This is a genomic window from Actinomycetospora sp. ABD4_176 (genome assembly GCF_056311855.1).
Genome location: NZ_CM149974.1, coordinates 1,557,337 through 1,573,742, shown reverse-complemented (window position 1 = coordinate 1,573,742; position 16,406 = coordinate 1,557,337). Strand labels below are relative to the sequence as shown.

The following is a 16,406-nucleotide window of genomic DNA, read 5'->3' as shown; positions in this document are numbered from 1 at the left end:
GGGCAGTGTCAGGCAGGTCGGACGAGCAGCGCCACGGGGTAGCGGTCGAGGAGCTGTGTGAGACGCGGCGCACCACCGTCGACGGCGCGTCCGGTGACGACGTCGGTCCAGTCGTCGGCGCCGCCGGGCAGCGGGAGCACCGTGTCGCCCCAGCCGCCCGCCGCGTGCAGACCGACCGGGAGCCGGGTGGCGACGGCCACCAGCCGCTCGCGCCCCGCCGGGCCGCCCCGGGCGAACGCGACCGCGTGGTCGGCGGCCACCCCGGACGCCGGCAGCGGCGTGTAGCCGTCGAACAGCTCGGGCCGGAAGCGCCGCAGGCGCAGGGCCGCCGCGACGACCGCGAGCTTCGTCGCCGCGACCTCCTCGAGGTCGTCGGCGTCGACCGCCGGGGCCCAGCCGCCGTCGAGCCGCTCGAGCAGCCGGCGGCGGAGGTCGAAGTCGACCGGGCGCCGGTTGTCGGGGTCGACCAGCGAGTACTCGAAGAGCTCGGTGCCCTGGTAGACGTCGGGGACGCCGGGCCCGGCGAGCTGCAGCAGCTTCTGGCCCAGCGCGTTGGACCGGCCGTGACGGTCGATGCTCGCGACGAACGCCTCGATCTCGGCGACGGCCTCCGCGTCGCCCAGCACCTGGCCGGGCCAGGCCGCGATCGCCTCGTCGACCTCGGGCGCCACCGGCACCTGGCTCATGGGGACGTGCGCGGTGACGAGCTTGGCCTCCTTCGAGGCCTTGGTCAGGTAGCCCGCCAGGCGCTCCTCGGTGAGCGGCCAGGCCCCGAGCACCGACTGCCACGCCAAGAGCTCCAGCGACGGGGAGGGCAGCTGGCCCGAAGGAAGGGGGTGGCGGGCCGACGCCGAGCGCAGGAACGCGCCCCACTCGGCGGTGAGCTCGGAGAGCACCGCCAGGCGCGCCCGGACGTCCTCGCTGCGCTTGGTGTCGTGGGTCGAGAGGGTGGTCATCGTCGCCGGGCTCGCCGCGTCGCGGGCGGCGGCCTTCGTGTGGAACTCCGCCGGCGACACGCCGAACCGGTCCGGCGCCCCGCCGACCTCGTTGAGCGCGACGAAGCGGTTCCACCGGTAGAACGTGGTGTCCTCGACGCCCTTGGCCGTGACCATGCCGCTGGTCTGCTCGACCCGGCGGGTGAGGTGGCCGTCGGGCTCCGCGGTCATGGCCGCGTGGATCCGGCGGACGATCTCGGCGAGCTCGGGCCGCGCGGTGGCCGCGGTGTCGACGGCACGGTCGAGCGCGTCGCGGCCCTCCGGCAGGTAGGAGCGGTACACGGGGTAGGCGCCGAGCAGCTCGGCCACCGCGTCCTGGACCTTCGAGGGGTCGTCCCCGCCGTCGCCGTCACCGGGCACCAGCGCGGCGATCCGCTTGACCTCGGCCACGAGGATCTCGTCGGTGACCAGGCGCTTCGCGACGTGCTCGGTGATCGACAGGGCCTCGCGCGACCCGGTGTGCTGCGCGGACACGGCGTCGATCAGCGCCTCGCCCCGCGGGTCGACGAACAGGCCCTGGACCTCGCGCAGCGCCTCGTAGCCCGTGGTGCCGTCGACGGGCCAGGACAGCGGCAGCGCCTCGTCCGGGCCGAGGATCTTCTCGACGAGCAGCCACGCCTCGTCGCCCAGCGCCGCGCGCAGCCGCCGCACGTAGTCGCCCGGGGTGGTGAGGCCGTCGGGGTGGTCGATGCGCAGGCCGTCCAGCTCGCCCGCGGAACGCCAGCGCAGCACCTCGGCGTGGGTGGCGTCGAAGATCGCCGGGTCGTCGACGCGCACGGCCGCGAGGTCGGAGACGTCGAAGAACCGGCGGTAGGTCAGCTCCGCGTTGCCGCGCTGCCAGTGCACCAGCCGGTAGTGCTGGCGCTCGTGCACCTCCTGTGCCGTCGCCCTCCCACCCGAGCCGTCCTCCCCGGTGCCGGGGGCGACCGGGTAGCGGTGCTCGTGGTAGCGCAGCTCGGTGCGGTCGTCGGAGAGGGTGAGCTCGTCGACGGCCTCGGGCGAGCCGAGGACGGGGATCAGCAACGGGCGGGCGGCGAGGTCGCCGAGGTCCGCGTCGTACCAGTCCGCGTAGGGCGAGCCCGCACCCTCGCGCAGCAGCGACCACCACGACGGGTTGGCCTCCGGCACCGCGACGCCCATGTGGTTGGGCACGAGGTCGACGAGCACGCCGAGCCCGGCCGCCCGCAGCGTGGCCACCAGCTCGCGCCGGCCCTCCTCGCCGCCCAGCTCGTCGTTCGCCCGCGTCGGGTCGACGACGTCGTAGCCGTGCGTCGAGCCGGGGGAGGCCTGCAGGATCGGCGAGCAGTACAGCGCGCCGACGCCGAGCCCGTCGAGGTAGCCGACGAGGTCGCGCGCGTCGGCGAAGGGCTGCGCGGGGGAGAGCTGCAGCCGGTAGGTGGACGCCGGGATCATCCGTGCTCCGTCACGTCGGTGCGCTGCAGCAGGAGCATCGACCGCGAGGTGACGGTGAGGACGTCGCCGCCCACGCGGTCGTCCAGGCCGTCGGGCAGCGGCGGGGTGTTCCAGGTCTGCGCGGTGCGCGTGGTGCCCACGACCACCTCGCCGGTGGTGGTGTCGAGGACCGTGGCCCAGCGGTGCGGGAAGCCCGCGCCGGGCAGCGTCACCTCGACGTCCTCGTGGTGGGCGTTGAAGATCACGAGGAAGGTGTCGTCGACGACCCGCTGGCCGCGCGGGTCGCTCTCGAGGATGCCGTCGCCGTTGAGGAAGACGGTGAGCACGGCCGCCTCGCCCGACTCCCAGTCCTGGTCGGTCATCTCCTCGCCCGACGAGGTGAACCAGGCGATGTCGCGCTGGACCTCGGCGTCGGGGGCACCGGCGGCCGGGCGGATCGGGCGGCCGTTGAAGAAGCGGCGCCGGCGGAAGACCGGGTGCGACGCGCGGAGCTCGGAGACCTTGCTCGTGTAGTCCATGAGCTCGGAGTCGGACTTCTCCGGGGACCACTCCATCCAGGAGATCTCGGAGTCCTGGCAGTAGCCGTTGTTGTTGCCGTACTGGGTGCGCCCGATCTCGTCGCCGTGCAGCAGCATCGGCACGCCCTGCGAGAGGAAGAGCGTGGCGAGGAAGTTGCGGCGCTGGCGCTGGCGCAGCTCGAGGATCGCGGCGTCGTCGGTGGGGCCCTCGACGCCGTGGTTCCAGGAGTTGTTGTCGTCGGCGCCGTCCTGCCCGCCCTCGCCGTTGGCCTCGTTGTGCTTCTCGTTGTAGGAGACGAGGTCGTTGAGGGTGAAGCCGTCGTGCGCGGTGACGAAGTTGACCGACGCGTAGGGCCGGCGGCCGTCGTCCTGGTAGAGGTCGCTCGACCCGGTCAGCCGCGACCCGAACTCGCCGAGCGTGCCCGGGGTGCCGCGCCAGAAGTCGCGCACGGTGTCGCGGTACTTGCCGTTCCACTCGGTCCAGCCGGGCGGGAAGTTGCCGACCTGGTAGCCGCCGGGGCCGACGTCCCAGGGCTCGGCGATGAGCTTGACCTGCGAGATCACCGGGTCCTGCTGCACGAGGTCGAAGAACGTCGAGAGCCGGTCGACGTCGTAGAACTCGCGCGCGAGCGTGGCCGCGAGGTCGAACCGGAAGCCGTCGACGTGCATCTCGGTGACCCAGTAGCGCAGCGAGTCCATGATCAGCTGCAGCGTGTGCGGCTGGCGGACGTTGAGCGAGTTCCCGGTGCCCGTGTAGTCCATGTAGTACTGCGGCTCGTCGTCGACGAGGCGGTAGTACGCCTGGTTGTCGATGCCGCGCATCGACAGCGTCGGGCCCTGGTGGTTGCCCTCGGCGGTGTGGTTGTAGACGACGTCGAGGATGACCTCGATGCCCGCGGCGTGCAGGTCGCGCACCATCGCCTTGAACTCCTGCACGTGCGCGCCGGGCGCCGGGCTGCCCGTGATGCCGACGCTCGCGTAGCCGAAGTGCGGGGCGAAGAAGGCGATCGTGTTGTAGCCCCAGTAGTTGCGCAGCTCGCGCTGCACGAGCGCGTCGTCGTGCACGAACTGGTGCACGGGCATGAGCTCGATGGCGGTGACGCCGAGGCGCTGCAGGTGCGCGATGACCGCCGGGTGCGCCACACCGGAGTAGGTGCCGCGCATCTCCTCGGGGATCTCGGGGTGCAGGTACGTCAGGCCCTTGACGTGCGCCTCGTAGATGACGGTGTCGTGGTAGGGCGTGCGCGGCGGGCGGTCGTCGTGCCAGTCGAAGAACGGGTTGATGACCACGGACTTCGGCACGTGGGGCGCCGAGTCGTCGTGGTTGGTCTCGTCGGCGTCGTCGAAGTGGTAGCCGAACAGCGCCTCGTCCCACGCGTAGGTGGTACCGAGCGTGCCGTCGAGCGCCTTCGCGTAGGGGTCGATGAGCAGCTTGTGGCTGTTGCAGCGCTGGCCGTGCGCCGGGTCGAGCGGGCCACGCACCCGGTAGCCGTAGCGCTGACCGGGCACGATGCCGGGCAGGTAGCCGTGCCAGACGAAGCCGTCGCGCTCGGGCAGCGCGATGCGGGTCTCCCGGCCGGCATCGTCGAACAGGCACAGCTCGACGCTCTCGGCGACCTCGCTGAACAGCGCGAAGTTGGTCCCGGCGCCGTCGTAGGTCGCCCCCAGGGGATAGGACGTGCCGGGCCAGGGCTGCATCGGGCTTCCTCCGTGGTGTGGGGGGTGAACGCGGACGGGGGTGCCCGAACGTGCACGCCGAGAATACGGGCCGCGGCCGACTGATCGTGATCGATGCAGGACGGGCCCGCGACGCGCCGGGTCGATCGCTACGATCCCCGCCGTGGCCACCGTCTTCACCAAGATCATCAACGGCGAGATCCCGGGACGGTTCGTCTGGTCGGACGAGCAGGTGGTCGGGTTCCTCTCCATCAACCCTCTCGGGCCCGGCCACGTGCTGGTGGTGCCGCGGGAGGAGGTCGACCAGTGGATCGACGCCCCCGACGGCCTGTTCGAGCACGCCATGGCGGTGGCGAAGACGATCGGCACCGTGATCCGTGACACCTGGTCGCCGCCGCGTGTGGCGCTCATGATCGCGGGCTTCGAGGTGCCGCACCTCCACGTGCACGTCCACCCCGCCTGGGGGCTGGAGGCGTTCGACTTCAGCCGGGCCGAGACCGACCCGGACCCCGCCGCGATGGACCGGAACGCCGAGTCGATCCGCGACGGGCTGCGCGCCGCCGGGCACGGCGCCGCCGTCCCGGACGCCTGACCGCGCCCGATGCAGCTGCTGCTCGTCCGCCACGCCGAGCCCCTCGCGGCGACCGCCGAGCCGGGCACGGCCGGCGCCGACCCGGCCCTGTCCGCGCGCGGGCACGAGCAGGCCGAGCGCTTCGCGACGTGGCTCGCCGACGCGCCCGACCGCGACGGCGTCACCGAGATCGTCACCTCGACGATGCGGCGCGCCCGGGAGTCGGCGGCCCCCGCCGTGCGCCTGCTCGGGACCCCGGAGCCGGTCGCCGTCGAGGACCTGTGCGAGTTCGACCGCGGGCGCGGGTCCTACCGCCCGGTGCACCTGCGCGACGAGGCCGACGAGGACTGGCAGGCCATCCGGTCCGGGGTGTTCCCGTCCTACGTCGACGGCCCGGCGTTCAGCGCCCGCCTCGCGGGCGCCCTCGACGCGGTCGTGGCGCGCCAGGACCCGCGGGCCACGGCGGTCGTCGTCTGCCACGCCGGTGTGATCAACACCTACGTCACCGGCATCCTCGGCATCGACCGGCCGCTGACGTTCCCGCTGCACCACACGTCGGTGACACGCGTGCTCGTCTCGCGGTCGGGCGGTCGCCGGGTGAGCTCGGTGAACGAGACCCAGCACCTCGCCGGGCTGCTGTGAGGCCGTGATGGCGGAGGCGGGGGAGGACGCACAGGTCGACGACCGGGGCGACTGGCTCGGCCCCGAGCGCCTGCTCGCCTTCAGCGACGGCGTGGTGGCGATCGCGCTGACGCTGCTCGTGCTGCCGCTGGCCGAGCTCGTCCCCGAGGTCGGCGAGCCGGGCACCTCCGGCCTGGCGGTCCTCACCGGCAACCTCGCCGCGATCGGCAGCTTCGTCCTGAGCTTCGCGGTCATCGCGCGCTTCTGGGCCGCCCACCACCGCGTCTTCGACCGGGCACGGCGCATCAGCCGCACGCTCGTCGGCGTCAACACCGCGTGGCTGTTCACGATCGTCGTGCTGCCCTTCCCGACCGAGATGATCGCGTCGTTCCCCGAGGACCACTTCACGCTGCGCTTCTACGTCGCGACCCTGTTCGCGAGCAGCGCGTTGCTCTCGGTGACCGCGGTGCTCGTGCGCCGCTCGCTGCCGCGCGACGAGGCCCGGGCGCTGCGCGACACCGCCGCGGGCGGCACGGCGCTGCTGCTGCTCCTCGTGCTCGTGGTGACGCTCGTGGCGCCGGGCCTGGGCTACTGGCCGCTGCTGCTGCTCTTCCTGACCTCGCCCCTCGAGCGCGTGCTCGCGCCCCTGGTCGAGCGTCACCTCGCGCGTCCCCCGTCCGGCTGACGCGTCGTCGTCCCCGGCTCTTGTCCCCGGGGCCCGCAGCGACCAGGCTCGGCAGGTCGAGGTCGGCGGGTCACGGTCGGCGGGGGGAGGTCCATGAGCACGGCGACCGGGTCGCACGCCCGACGGCGCACGATCCTCGCGGCGATGACCGTCGCCAACGCGATGATCCTCGTGGACCAGACGGCGGTGCCGCTGGCGCTGCCCGACATCGCCCAGGACTTCGGCGTGAGCTCCACGCTCGTGCAGTGGGTGCTCACCGCGAGCCTGCTGCCGCTCGCGGGTCTGCTCGTGCTCGGCGGGCGGCTCGGCGACCTGTTCGGGCGCCGCCGGGTGTTCCTGCTGGGATCGGTCGTGTTCGCCGGCGCCTCGGCGGTCGGGGGTCTGGCACCGGACTTCCCGGTGCTGCTCGCGGCGCGGGTGTGCCAGGGCGCGGGCGGTGCGCTGATGCTGCCCGCGACGGTGGCGATCCTCAGCGACGCCTTCGCGCCGCGGGAGCGCGGCCAGGCGCTCGGCACGATGGGCGGCGTCGCGGCGACCGCCGGCGCGCTCGGCCCGACCATCGGGGGCCTGCTCACCTCCGCCGTGAGCTGGCGCGCGGTGCTCCTGATCAACCTCCCGCTGCTGGTGGTGACGCTGTGGGCGACGCTGCGCGCGGTTCCGCCCGACGGTCCCCGCCGGGAGGGGGTGCGCGTCGACCTCGTCGGCGCGGCGCTCCTGGGGCTCGTCCTCGTCGGGCTCGTGTTCGGCTTCGCGCAGACGACCACCGAGGGCTGGACCGCGCCCGACGTCGTCGTGTCGCTCGTCGTGGCCGTCGTCGCCGCCGTGCTGTTCGTGTGGTGGGAGCGGCGCACCGCCGACCCGCTGCTCGACCTGCAGCTGCTGCGCGCGAGCCGCGACTACCGCGGGGCGACGGTCTCGCAGGGCCTCGCCGGCATGGCGGAGATGGGTCTGGGGCTGATCCTGCCCCTCGCGCTCGTGCTCAACCTGCAGCTGGACCCGGCGCTCGCGGGCCTCGCGCTGCTGGCGACCACCGTGCCGATGGTGGTCGTCGCGCCCCTGGTCGGGCGCTGGTACGACGCCGCCGGTGGCCGGCCGCCGCTCGTCGTGGGGTTCGGGCTGCTGGCCGTCTCCGGGGTCCTGCTGGCCCTGGGCATGCCGCAGAACGCGTTCTGGTGGCTGCTGCCGGGGCTGGTGGTCTACGGGGTCGGGCTCGCCGTGGTGCTCACGGTGAACGACCCCGTCAGCCTCGACACGGTGCCCGAGCACGCGCACGGGCAGGCCTCGGGGGTGTCGGCGACCGCCGAGCAGGGCGGCGGCGCGATCGGGATCGCCCTGCTCTACGCCCTGCTGCACCTGACCTACCTGCAGGCACTGGCCGACGGCGCCGCCGAGCGCGGCCTGCCACCGATCACCGCCGAGGCCGGCACCGAGCTGCGCGACGCCCTCGAGAACGCCGAGCAGACGGGGCTGCGGCCCTCGACGTTCGACCCGCGGGTCCTCGAGTACCTCCAGGTCGCCGAGCGCGCCTCCGACCAGGGCTACGTCGTCGCGTTCCTCGCCGTCTCGGTGCTCGCGGTGATCGGGGTCGTCACCTCGGCCTGGCTCGTGCGCCGGCCCCCGGATCCCGACACCGAGGTCGCCGAGGCGGACACGCCCGACGTGGCGTGGGGCGAGGACGGCACCCGCGACGGGCCCGGGGGCACCGTCACTCCATCGTGACCTGCGGGCCGGTCGCGCTCCCTACGGTGGGGCTCCCGCCCAGCGGCCGACAGGAGACGACGTGCCCGTCACCCCTCCCACCCCCGAAGAGCTCGCCGCCCTGGCCGAGCGCGACCGCCTCGGTCTCGACCCCGAAGGGCTCGCCGCCTTCGCCCCGCTCGTCGAGGGCTCGTTCGGCGCCTACGACCGCGTCGAGGAGCTGTGGGCCGCGCAGTCGCCGACCGCGCCGGACCGCACCTGGTCGTGGCCCGCCGAGGGGGAGAACCGCTGGGGCGCCTGGTACGTGTGCTGCCGCGTCGAGGGCGCGCCCGACGGCCCGCTCTCCGGGCGCACCGTGGCCGTGAAGGACAACACCGCCGTCGCCGGCATCCCGATGGCCAACGGGTCACGCCTCGTCGACGGCTACGTCCCGAAGCGCGACGCGACCGTCGTGACCCGGCTGCTCGAGGCCGGCGCCACCGTCACCGGCAAGGCCGTCTGCGAGGACCTCTGCTTCTCCGGGGCCAGCCACACCTCCCACACCGGGCCCGTGCGCAACCCCTGGGACCCGACCCGCACCACCGGCGGCTCCTCCAGCGGCAGCGCGGCGCTGCTCGCGGCCGGCGAGGTCGACCTCGCCACCGGCGGCGACCAGGGCGGCTCGGTGCGCATGCCCGCGGCGATGAGCGGGATCGTCGGGCACAAGCCCACCCACGGCCTCGTGCCCTACACCGGCGCGTTCCCGATCGAGGCGACGATCGACCACCTCGGTCCCATGACCCGCACGGTCGGCGACGCCGCGCTCGCCCTCGGGATCATGGCCGGCCCCGACGGGCTCGACCCCCGCCAGCCCGACGCGCTGGCCCCCGTCGACTTCCTCGCCGAGATCGCGCGCGGCGCGCAGGGCCTGCGGGTCGGCGTCGTCACCGAGGGGTTCGGGCACGAGGGCCTCTCGGTGCCCGGCGTCGACGCGAGCGTGCGGGCGGCGCTCGACGTCCTCGCGGGCGCGGGGATGTCGGTCGACGAGGTCTCGGTGCCGTGGCACCGGCACGCCTTCGACGTCTGGACGGTCGTCGCCACCGACGGCGTCGTCGCGCAGATGATCGAGGGCAACGGCTACGGCATGAACTGGGAGGGTCTCTACGACCCGGACCTCATCGCGCACTACGGCGGGCGCCGCGCCGAGGGCGGGCACCACTTCTCCGACACCGTGAAGATGGTGACGATGGCGGGGCGGCACGCGCTGACCCGCGAGCACGGGCGGCACTACGCCATGGCGCGCAACCTCGTCCCGACGGCCCGCGCGGCCTACGACGCGGCGCTCGCCGAGCACGACGTGCTGGTCATGCCGACGGTGCCGATCCTCCCGACGACGCTGGTCGCCGAGGGCGCGCCGCCGTCGGAGAGCGTCGCCCGGGCGCTGGAGATGATCGTGAACACGGCGCCCACCGACGTCACCGGCCACCCCGCGACCTCGGTCCCGGCCGCTCCGGTCGACGGGCTCCCGGTCGGGATGATGATGATCGGTCGGCGCTTCGACGACGCCACCTGCCTGCGCGTCGCCCACGCCTTCGAGCAGGCGGTCGGGGGATTCCCCTCGCCGCCCGGCGTCGAGGCGCGGACGACGGTGGCCGCGGGCTGAGAGGTTCTGAGCGAAGGGCCCCTTCGTTCGCACGGAGGAGCGAGGGGCGCCCTTCGCCGGAACCGGGCTCGGGGCGGCGAGGTGCGCGCCTACTGCAGGTAGTCGTGCACCTGCTTCTCGGTCGCGTGGCCGGGGTCGCCGCCGAAGTCCCGGCCCGCGCGGCGGCGGCGCAGGGCGTCCCAGCACTGGTCCAGCTGCTCCTCGATCTGCGCCAGGCGCGCCCGGTCCTCGTCGTTGATCGCCTCCCCGTGCCCGCGCAGTCGGTGCTCCTCGTCGACCAGCTCGTGGATGGTGCCCAGGGTGTCCTCGTCCGCCATGCGATCGAGCCTAGCCCCGCACCAGCGCCACGAGATCGCGGACGCGGGCATCGGGGAGGTAGGCGCGCCCGATGCCGATCCCGACGCGCGGGAGGTCGGCCTCGTCGCGGTAGAGCAGGAACATCGGTTCGTAGCGCGGCTGGAACTTCGCCTTGAACGTGTGCAGCGAGCGGAAGCCGTAGTAGGGCTCGAGGAGCTCGCCCATGCGGTCGAGGACGCGGTCGAGGACCTGCGCCCCGCCCTCACCCTCACCCTCACCGCCGCCCTCGCCACCGCCCTCGCCACCGGCCCGGGCCAGCGGCGCCCCGGACAGCGACAGGAACCGCGCGCCCTCGGCCTGGAACGTCAGGCACGCCGAGGCGATGAGGTACTCGACGACCGCCCGGAACCCCTCCTGCCGGCGGCGCATGACGTCGAGGGTCCAGCCGACGACCTCGCCGCCGGCCCCGTACACCGGCAGCCACGAGGTGACGCCGTGGACGGTGCCCTCGGCGTCGACGGCGAGGCCGGTGCGCACCTCCGGGTCGAGCGCCTCCTCGACCCCGCCGAGGGTGAAGCCCATCTCGGGCAGGCCCTTGTCGCCGACCCACTCCTCGGAGATCGCCCGGACCTGCGCGACGACCGCCCGCGGCTCGTCGGCGAGGTGGACCATCCTGTGCTCGATCCCCGCCTTGCCGGCCCGGTTGAAGGCGCTGCGCACGTTCTGCCAGGGCTTGCCCTTGAACTCGAGGCCCTCGAGGTCGATGAGCGTGTCCTCGGCGACCTGCAGCGCCCGCCAGCCGTCGGCCCGCGCGACGTCCGCGAGCGCCTCGGTGCTCGAGAACAGGCACGGCACCCAGCCCGAGCGCTCGGCCGTCGCGCGGAAGTCCTCGAGCGCCGCCGACCGGTCGGCCGGGGCGACGATCGGGTCGCCGAGCGCCACGGCGACCCCGGCGTGCGCGCGGTAGGCGGTGACCCCGTCGGCGTGCTGGAGGTACCGGTTCTCCGGCCACGTCGCCATCCACGACAGCGTCGAGCCGCCGTGGCGGTGCAGCGCCTCGCGGGCGACCTCGGGGCCGCCGGCGGCGCCCCCGGAGCGTCGGCGCAGCCGCCGCCGCGAGGGGACGGCGAACGCGTGCCGGCCCGCGACCAGCCACACCACCAGCGCCGACCACAACACCGCGTTCGGCACGAAGACCGCGAGGCCGACGAGCTCGACGTCGTCCATCTGGCCGGTGACCTGCGCGAACACCACGACGCCGACCACGACCAGGCCCAGCAGCAGGTAGAAGCCGCCGAGCACCAGCCCCGCCACCCACGCGGGGCGACGCCCGCGGCGCAGGCCCTCGGCGAGCAGCAGGGAGATCGCCACCGACACCAGGGTCTCGACGACCGTCGAGTCCGAGGCGGTGTTCCCGAGCGGCCCGACGACGGGCACGACGAGGGTCAGCGCGCGGATGACGGCGATGACGACGAGCCCCGCCGCGGCGACCAGGCGGAACTCCCGCCGCCCGGGGCGCCCGGCGGGCGACGGCACCGCGGCCGGTCCGGCGATCCGGCGTCCCAGCGGCAGCGCGACGGCGAGCGCCAGCGTGTGCGCGGCGTCGGCGAGGTGGCCGAGGAACAGCAGCCCGACCAGCGCGACCCCGACGAGCACCAGCCGCAGCCGCAGCCGCCACGGCGCGCGCAGGGTCGCCGAGGCGACCGCGAGCACGGCGAGCACGCCGGTCGAGACGCCGCCGGTCAGCGCGCCCGCGAGCGCCACGGCCCAGGCCCAGCCGGTGGCGGCGAGCAGGGCGACCAGGGCGGTCGCGGCGAGGAGCGCGGCGAGCTGGCCCGCGACGAGCACGAGCGCCGTGCGCCCGGAGCCCAGCCGGCCCTCCGCCCACCCGAGCCCGACGGCGGCGAGCAGGAGGCCGAGCAGCGCGCCGACCGGGTGCGCCCCGACCAGGGCGGCCGACAGCGGCGTCCACACGTGGCCCTCGGCGAGCGCCGGCACGCCCGTGAGCACCGACGACGCCCAGGAGCGGTCGGCCACCGGGCTCCAGAACCCTCCGGTCGCGATGCCGGTGACCAGCAGCAGGAGCACGGTCGCCGCGGTGACCGGCCGCCACCGCGCGACACCCTCGACGCGTGCCCGCGCGGCGCCCAGCCGGTCAGCAGCCTGCTCCTCGGCGGCGTCCGTCGGGTCCGAGGGGTCCGTCGGCTCGCGCGGAACGGTGACCGTCATCGGCGATCTCCTGAGCTGTCACACACTGCGAGGCCCCGCTCGCTCGGTGCGGCTGAACGGGTGAGGTATGGGACGAGTGTCCGTCGGGAGCCTGCCGATGACAATCCTCTGGGTGATCGAACGTCTCGACGTGGGTCCGCGCGGCCGCCACGATCACCGTCGTGGAGACGAGCGAGGCCGGGCGCCGCGACCGGCGCCTGCTGCTCCTGTCGGTGTGGGCGTCGGCGGCGTTCGCGGTGGTGTCGTCGGTGTGGGGGGTGCTCAGCGGCTCCTCGATGATCGTGTTCGACGGGCTCTCGTCGTTCGCCAGCATCGGGCTCTCGATGCTGGCGGTGGTCGCGCTGCGGACCTCGCAGCAGGGGGCCGACGAGCGCTACCCGTGGGGGCGGGAGTCCTGGGAGCCCGTCGTCGTGGTGGTCAAGGCCGTCGCGCTCGCCGCCCTCTGCGTCTACGCCGTGGTCGGCGGGATCACCGACCTCGTCGCGGGCGGCCGGGAGGTCGCGACGGGGTGGGCGCTCGCCTACGCGGTCGTCGCGACGGTCGCCGGCGTCGTCGTCACGGTGCTCATGCGCCGGGGCGGGCGATCGGACCTCGTGCGGGCCGAGGCCGCCGAGTGGTTCGGCGACACGCTGCTCTCGGTGGGCGTGCTGCTCGGGTTCGTCGTCGCGGTGGTGCTCGTGGCCACCGGGCGCCCGGACCTCGCGGCCTACGTCGACCCGGCGATGGTCGTCGTGGTGTCGCTGCTGTTCCTGCGCATCCCGGCGCGTCTCATCGGCGGCGGCATGCGGGAGATCCTCGCGATGGCGCCGCCCGCGGAGACCCGGGCCGAGCTCGACGGCGCCGTCGAGGCGGTGCGCGAGGAGTTCGGGCTGGCCGAGGCGTTCCTGCGGGCGTCGAAGGTCGGGGCGCGCGTCGACGTGGAGGTGGACTACGTGGTGGGGGAGGGGTCGTCGGTGCACACCGTGGCCGACGGCGACGTCGTCCGGCAGGCCCTGCACGACCGGCTCGCGGCCCTGGGCCACGAGCGCTCGGTGGTCGTCGCGTTCACGACCGACCGGCGGTGGGCCCTGTGAGCGGGCGCGAGGTCGTCGTGCACCTGACGCGTCCCGAGGACCTGGTCGCCGTCGACCGGGCGGGACTCTGGGACGACCCCGACGCCCGCACCGTCCCGGGCGCCGAGGAGATCGTCGACGAGCTCCTGGCGCGCGGGCGGCCCGGACGTCAGGACCGGGTCGTGCTGACGCTGCCGCCCGCGACGGCCGGACCCGATCCGGCGGCGACGGCCGCACACCTGCAGACCGTGCTGCGGCGCTGGTGCGTGCGCCGCAACGAGCGCAGCGAGCGGAAGGGCGCGGTGCTGTGGCGCCAGGGCCTGAACTCGCTGCGCCCGGGGATCCCGCTCTTCCTCGTCGGCCTGCTGCTCTCCACCGGCTTCCTCGAGCCCGACGTGCCCGCGTTCTTCCAGGACGTCCTGGGCAACGGGGTCTTCCTCGTCATCGCCTGGGTCGGGCTCTGGTACCCGCTGGACCTGTTCTTCTTCGCGCGCCTGCCGCTGCGCCGCGAGCACCGGGTGCTGGACGCGCTCCTGGCCATGCCGGTCGAGGTACGCGTGCGCGCGGCTGCGCCGGTCGAGTGACTCCTGCGGCTTCCTGAGCGAGGTGGGGGTGCCGACGCGCGCCTCGCCGCAGGAGACCGTGGTCCTCGACAGGGTCGCTACCGGTCCAGCATCGCTTCCTCGTAGTCGAGCCCGCGGAGCATGTCGCGCAGGATGCTCTCGTCGATGCGGCCCATGTCGCGGAAGCGCACGAACGTCTCGCGCTCGGCGCCGAGCATGCCGCGGCGCAGGCGGTTGAACACCACCGAGGGCGCCTCGCCGATCTCCTCGTCGGGGCGCCCGAGGCGCTCCCACGGCTCGTTCGCGCGGTGCTGGGCCCACGTGCGCAGCTGCTCGGTGACGTGCGTCGGGGTGCTGTCGTCACTCATCTCGTCGAGGCGGTGCAGCGCGGCCTCGGCGGCGGCCTGCTTGACCTGGGCCTCGTCGAGGACGTCGCGCTGGGCGCCCTTGTCCTGCACCTGCAGGCGCCGGATGATCGCCGGCAGCGTGAGGCCCTGCAGCAGCAGGGTGCCGACGGTGACGACGAACGCCGCGAAGACGACGACGTTGTAGCCGGGCATCGCCGGGCCGGTGTCGCCGCCGTGGGGGATGGCGAACGCCGCGGCGAGCGTCACCACGCCCCGCATCCCCGCCCACGAGATGACGAAGGGCACCCGCCACGACACCGCCGGCCGTCGTCGTCGGACGTGCGGGAGCAGGCGCGGGAGGTAGATCGTCGGGTAGACCCAGGCGAAGCGGGCGAGGATCGTCACGCCGAGCAGGGCCAGAGAGACGAGCAGGATCCGCCCGGCGTCGTCGCCCAGGCCGTCGACGACGATGCGCAGCTGCAGCCCGATCAGCGCGAACACCAGCGCCTCGAGCAGGGTGTCGAGCGCCTTCCACACGGCCTGGTCCTGCAGGCGGGTGGCGTAGCCGGCCTCGGTGGCCTTGTGCCCGAGGTAGAGGCCCGCGACGACGACGGCGAGCACGCCGGAGGTGTGCAGCTCCTCGGCGAGCAGGTAGATCGAGAACGGGACGAGCAGCCCGACCGAGCTCTCCAGCACGCCGTCCCGGAGCTTCAGGCGCACGCGGTGCAGCAGCCAGCCCGCCGCGCCGCCGATCGCGACGCCGCCGACCGCGGCCAGCGCGAACTCCTCGAGCCCGGCGAGGATCGTCGCCCCGGTGCCCACCGTCGTCGTCGCGAGCGCCGCGGCGAGCAGGACCCGGAACAGGGTCAGCGCCGTCGCGTCGTTGAGCAGGCTCTCGCCCTCGAGGATCGTCATGATCCGCCGCTGCAGGCCGAGCCGGCGCCCGATCGACGCCGCGGCCACCGCGTCCGGCGGCGCGACGACCGCGCCCAGCACCAGCGCGCTCGCGAACGGCAGCTCGGGCACCAGCAGCCACGCGGCCATGCCGACCACGGCCGTCGTGAACACGACCAGCCCGACGGCGAGCTGGCTGATGCGCCGCAGGTTCTCGCGCAGCCGCAGGGTCGAGCTCTCCAGCGCCGCGGAGTAGAGCAGCGGCGGGAGGACGAGGAACAGGACGAGGTCTGGGTCGAGGGGCACCGACGGCACGCCCGGGACGAACGACACCGCGAGCCCGACGACGACGAGCAGCAGCGGCGCGGACACCGAGAAGCGGCGGGCGACCGCCGAGACGCCGAGCGCGACGACGAAGACGACGAGCAGGGCCCGCGGGTCGGTCCCGGTCACCGATCGCCGCCGGAGCGCGCGTGCACGCTGACCGCGTAGCCGCCGCCGGTGTAGGGCTCGGCGCCGTCCCAGTCCGCCGTCCGTGTCACCAGCCGCAGGCCGGCGGCGGCGCAGGCGTCGTCGTAGGCGGCCAGGGTCGGGAACGGGACGCCGTCGGGCAGCGTGAAGGGCACATGCTCGGCGTCGAGCCCGAACCCGGCGACGAGGATGCCGCCCGGGCGCAGGTGCCGGGCGAGGACCTCGATCACCGCGGCGTGGGTGCCCGGCGTGAGCAGCGGCCACAGGTTGCCCGCGGCGACCACGGCGTCGACGGGGTGGTCGAGGTGCAGCTCGGTGAGGTCGACGAGGCGCCAGTCGATGTCGGGGGCCGCGGCCCGGGCCTGGTCGAGCATCGAGGCGTCCAGGTCGGCGCCGACGACCCGGTGCCCGAGCCGCGCCAGCGCGATCCCGACCCGCCCGGTGCCGCACCCCGCGTCGAGCACGTCGCTCGGCTGTGCGCCCAGCAGCGCGTGCACCCGGCGCGCCTCGCCGTCGAGGTCCTCGCCCTGCGCCGCGAGGTCGGCGAAGCGGGCGGCGTAGCCCGGCCCGGCCGTGCCGCCGGTGACCGCGAGCCAGGGATTGTCGGGCACCGGCACACTCTAGGACCGCGTGAGGTGCCGGTGTGGTGTGCGTGGTGGGCCCGCCCGCGGGACACCGGCCCGGGCGACGCCGGGGGTGCGGCCCGTCGCGTGTCGCATGCACATCCGTGCAT

13 protein-coding genes are annotated in these 16,406 nt (G+C 74.5%); 7 read left to right on the top strand and 6 right to left on the bottom strand.

What is annotated here, in order from left to right; genetic code table 11:
- Positions 1-8 precede the first annotated feature (8 nt).
- Complete coding sequence (treY, locus tag ACYX4T_RS07685) at positions 9-2,408, bottom strand: malto-oligosyltrehalose synthase (protein WP_476013961.1); 2,400 nt, start codon at positions 2,406-2,408, stop codon at positions 9-11.
- On the bottom strand, positions 2,405-4,624 hold the full coding sequence (gene glgX, locus ACYX4T_RS07680; protein WP_476013960.1) for a glycogen debranching protein GlgX: 2,220 nt from the start codon (positions 4,622-4,624) through the stop codon (positions 2,405-2,407). Before glgX ends, treY begins: the two co-directional genes overlap by 4 nt.
- 142 nt (positions 4,625-4,766) lie before the next feature.
- Between glgX and ACYX4T_RS07675 the strand changes: the two genes are divergently transcribed.
- The 5 genes from ACYX4T_RS07675 (at position 4,767) to ACYX4T_RS07655 (ending at position 9,820) form a co-directional block, all read left to right on the top strand.
- Positions 4,767-5,195: an HIT family protein gene (locus ACYX4T_RS07675; RefSeq protein ID WP_476013959.1), complete on the top strand. Its 429-nt coding sequence runs from the start codon at positions 4,767-4,769 to the stop codon at positions 5,193-5,195.
- Positions 5,196-5,204: 9 nt separating this feature from the next.
- The gene (locus tag ACYX4T_RS07670; RefSeq protein ID WP_476013958.1) at positions 5,205-5,816 is read left to right on the top strand and encodes a histidine phosphatase family protein; all 612 of its coding nucleotides are present in this window, start codon (positions 5,205-5,207) and stop codon (positions 5,814-5,816) included.
- Positions 5,817-5,823: 7 nt separating this feature from the next.
- Positions 5,824-6,480 carry a TMEM175 family protein gene (locus ACYX4T_RS07665; RefSeq protein WP_476013957.1) on the top strand — a complete coding sequence of 219 codons (657 nt, stop codon included), beginning with the start codon at positions 5,824-5,826 and terminating at the stop codon, positions 6,478-6,480.
- A gap of 93 nt (positions 6,481-6,573) precedes the next feature.
- A complete protein-coding gene (locus ACYX4T_RS07660; RefSeq protein WP_476013956.1) occupies positions 6,574-8,199 on the top strand; it encodes an MFS transporter in 1,626 nt (541 codons plus the stop codon).
- Positions 8,200-8,260: 61 nt separating this feature from the next.
- Positions 8,261-9,820, top strand: coding sequence for an amidase (locus ACYX4T_RS07655; protein ID WP_476013955.1), 1,560 nt, complete (start codon positions 8,261-8,263; stop codon positions 9,818-9,820).
- 89 nt (positions 9,821-9,909) lie between these two features.
- On the opposite strand, the gene ACYX4T_RS07650 is transcribed toward ACYX4T_RS07655, so the two are convergent.
- Positions 9,910-10,137, bottom strand: coding sequence for a DUF2630 family protein (locus ACYX4T_RS07650; protein ID WP_476013954.1), 228 nt, complete (start codon positions 10,135-10,137; stop codon positions 9,910-9,912).
- Positions 10,138-10,147: 10 nt separating this feature from the next.
- On the bottom strand, positions 10,148-12,346 hold the full coding sequence (locus tag ACYX4T_RS07645; protein ID WP_476013953.1) for a bifunctional lysylphosphatidylglycerol flippase/synthetase MprF: 2,199 nt from the start codon (positions 12,344-12,346) through the stop codon (positions 10,148-10,150).
- A gap of 161 nt (positions 12,347-12,507) precedes the next feature.
- Between ACYX4T_RS07645 and ACYX4T_RS07640 the strand changes: the two genes are divergently transcribed.
- Together ACYX4T_RS07640 and ACYX4T_RS07635 are read left to right on the top strand one after the other, a co-directional pair.
- A complete protein-coding gene (locus ACYX4T_RS07640) occupies positions 12,508-13,419 on the top strand; it encodes a cation diffusion facilitator family transporter (RefSeq protein WP_476013952.1) in 912 nt (303 codons plus the stop codon).
- On the top strand, positions 13,416-13,982 hold the full coding sequence (locus ACYX4T_RS07635) for a hypothetical protein (protein WP_476013951.1): 567 nt from the start codon (positions 13,416-13,418) through the stop codon (positions 13,980-13,982). Before ACYX4T_RS07640 ends, ACYX4T_RS07635 begins: the two co-directional genes overlap by 4 nt.
- A gap of 77 nt (positions 13,983-14,059) precedes the next feature.
- Here the strand turns inward: ACYX4T_RS07635 and ACYX4T_RS07630 are convergent, their stop codons facing one another.
- A complete protein-coding gene (locus tag ACYX4T_RS07630) occupies positions 14,060-15,655 on the bottom strand; it encodes a Na+/H+ antiporter (RefSeq protein WP_476013950.1) in 1,596 nt (531 codons plus the stop codon).
- A complete protein-coding gene (locus ACYX4T_RS07625; protein WP_476013949.1) occupies positions 15,652-16,284 on the bottom strand; it encodes a class I SAM-dependent methyltransferase in 633 nt (210 codons plus the stop codon). Before ACYX4T_RS07625 ends, ACYX4T_RS07630 begins: the two co-directional genes overlap by 4 nt.
- Between the last annotated feature and the right edge of the window lie 122 nt (positions 16,285-16,406).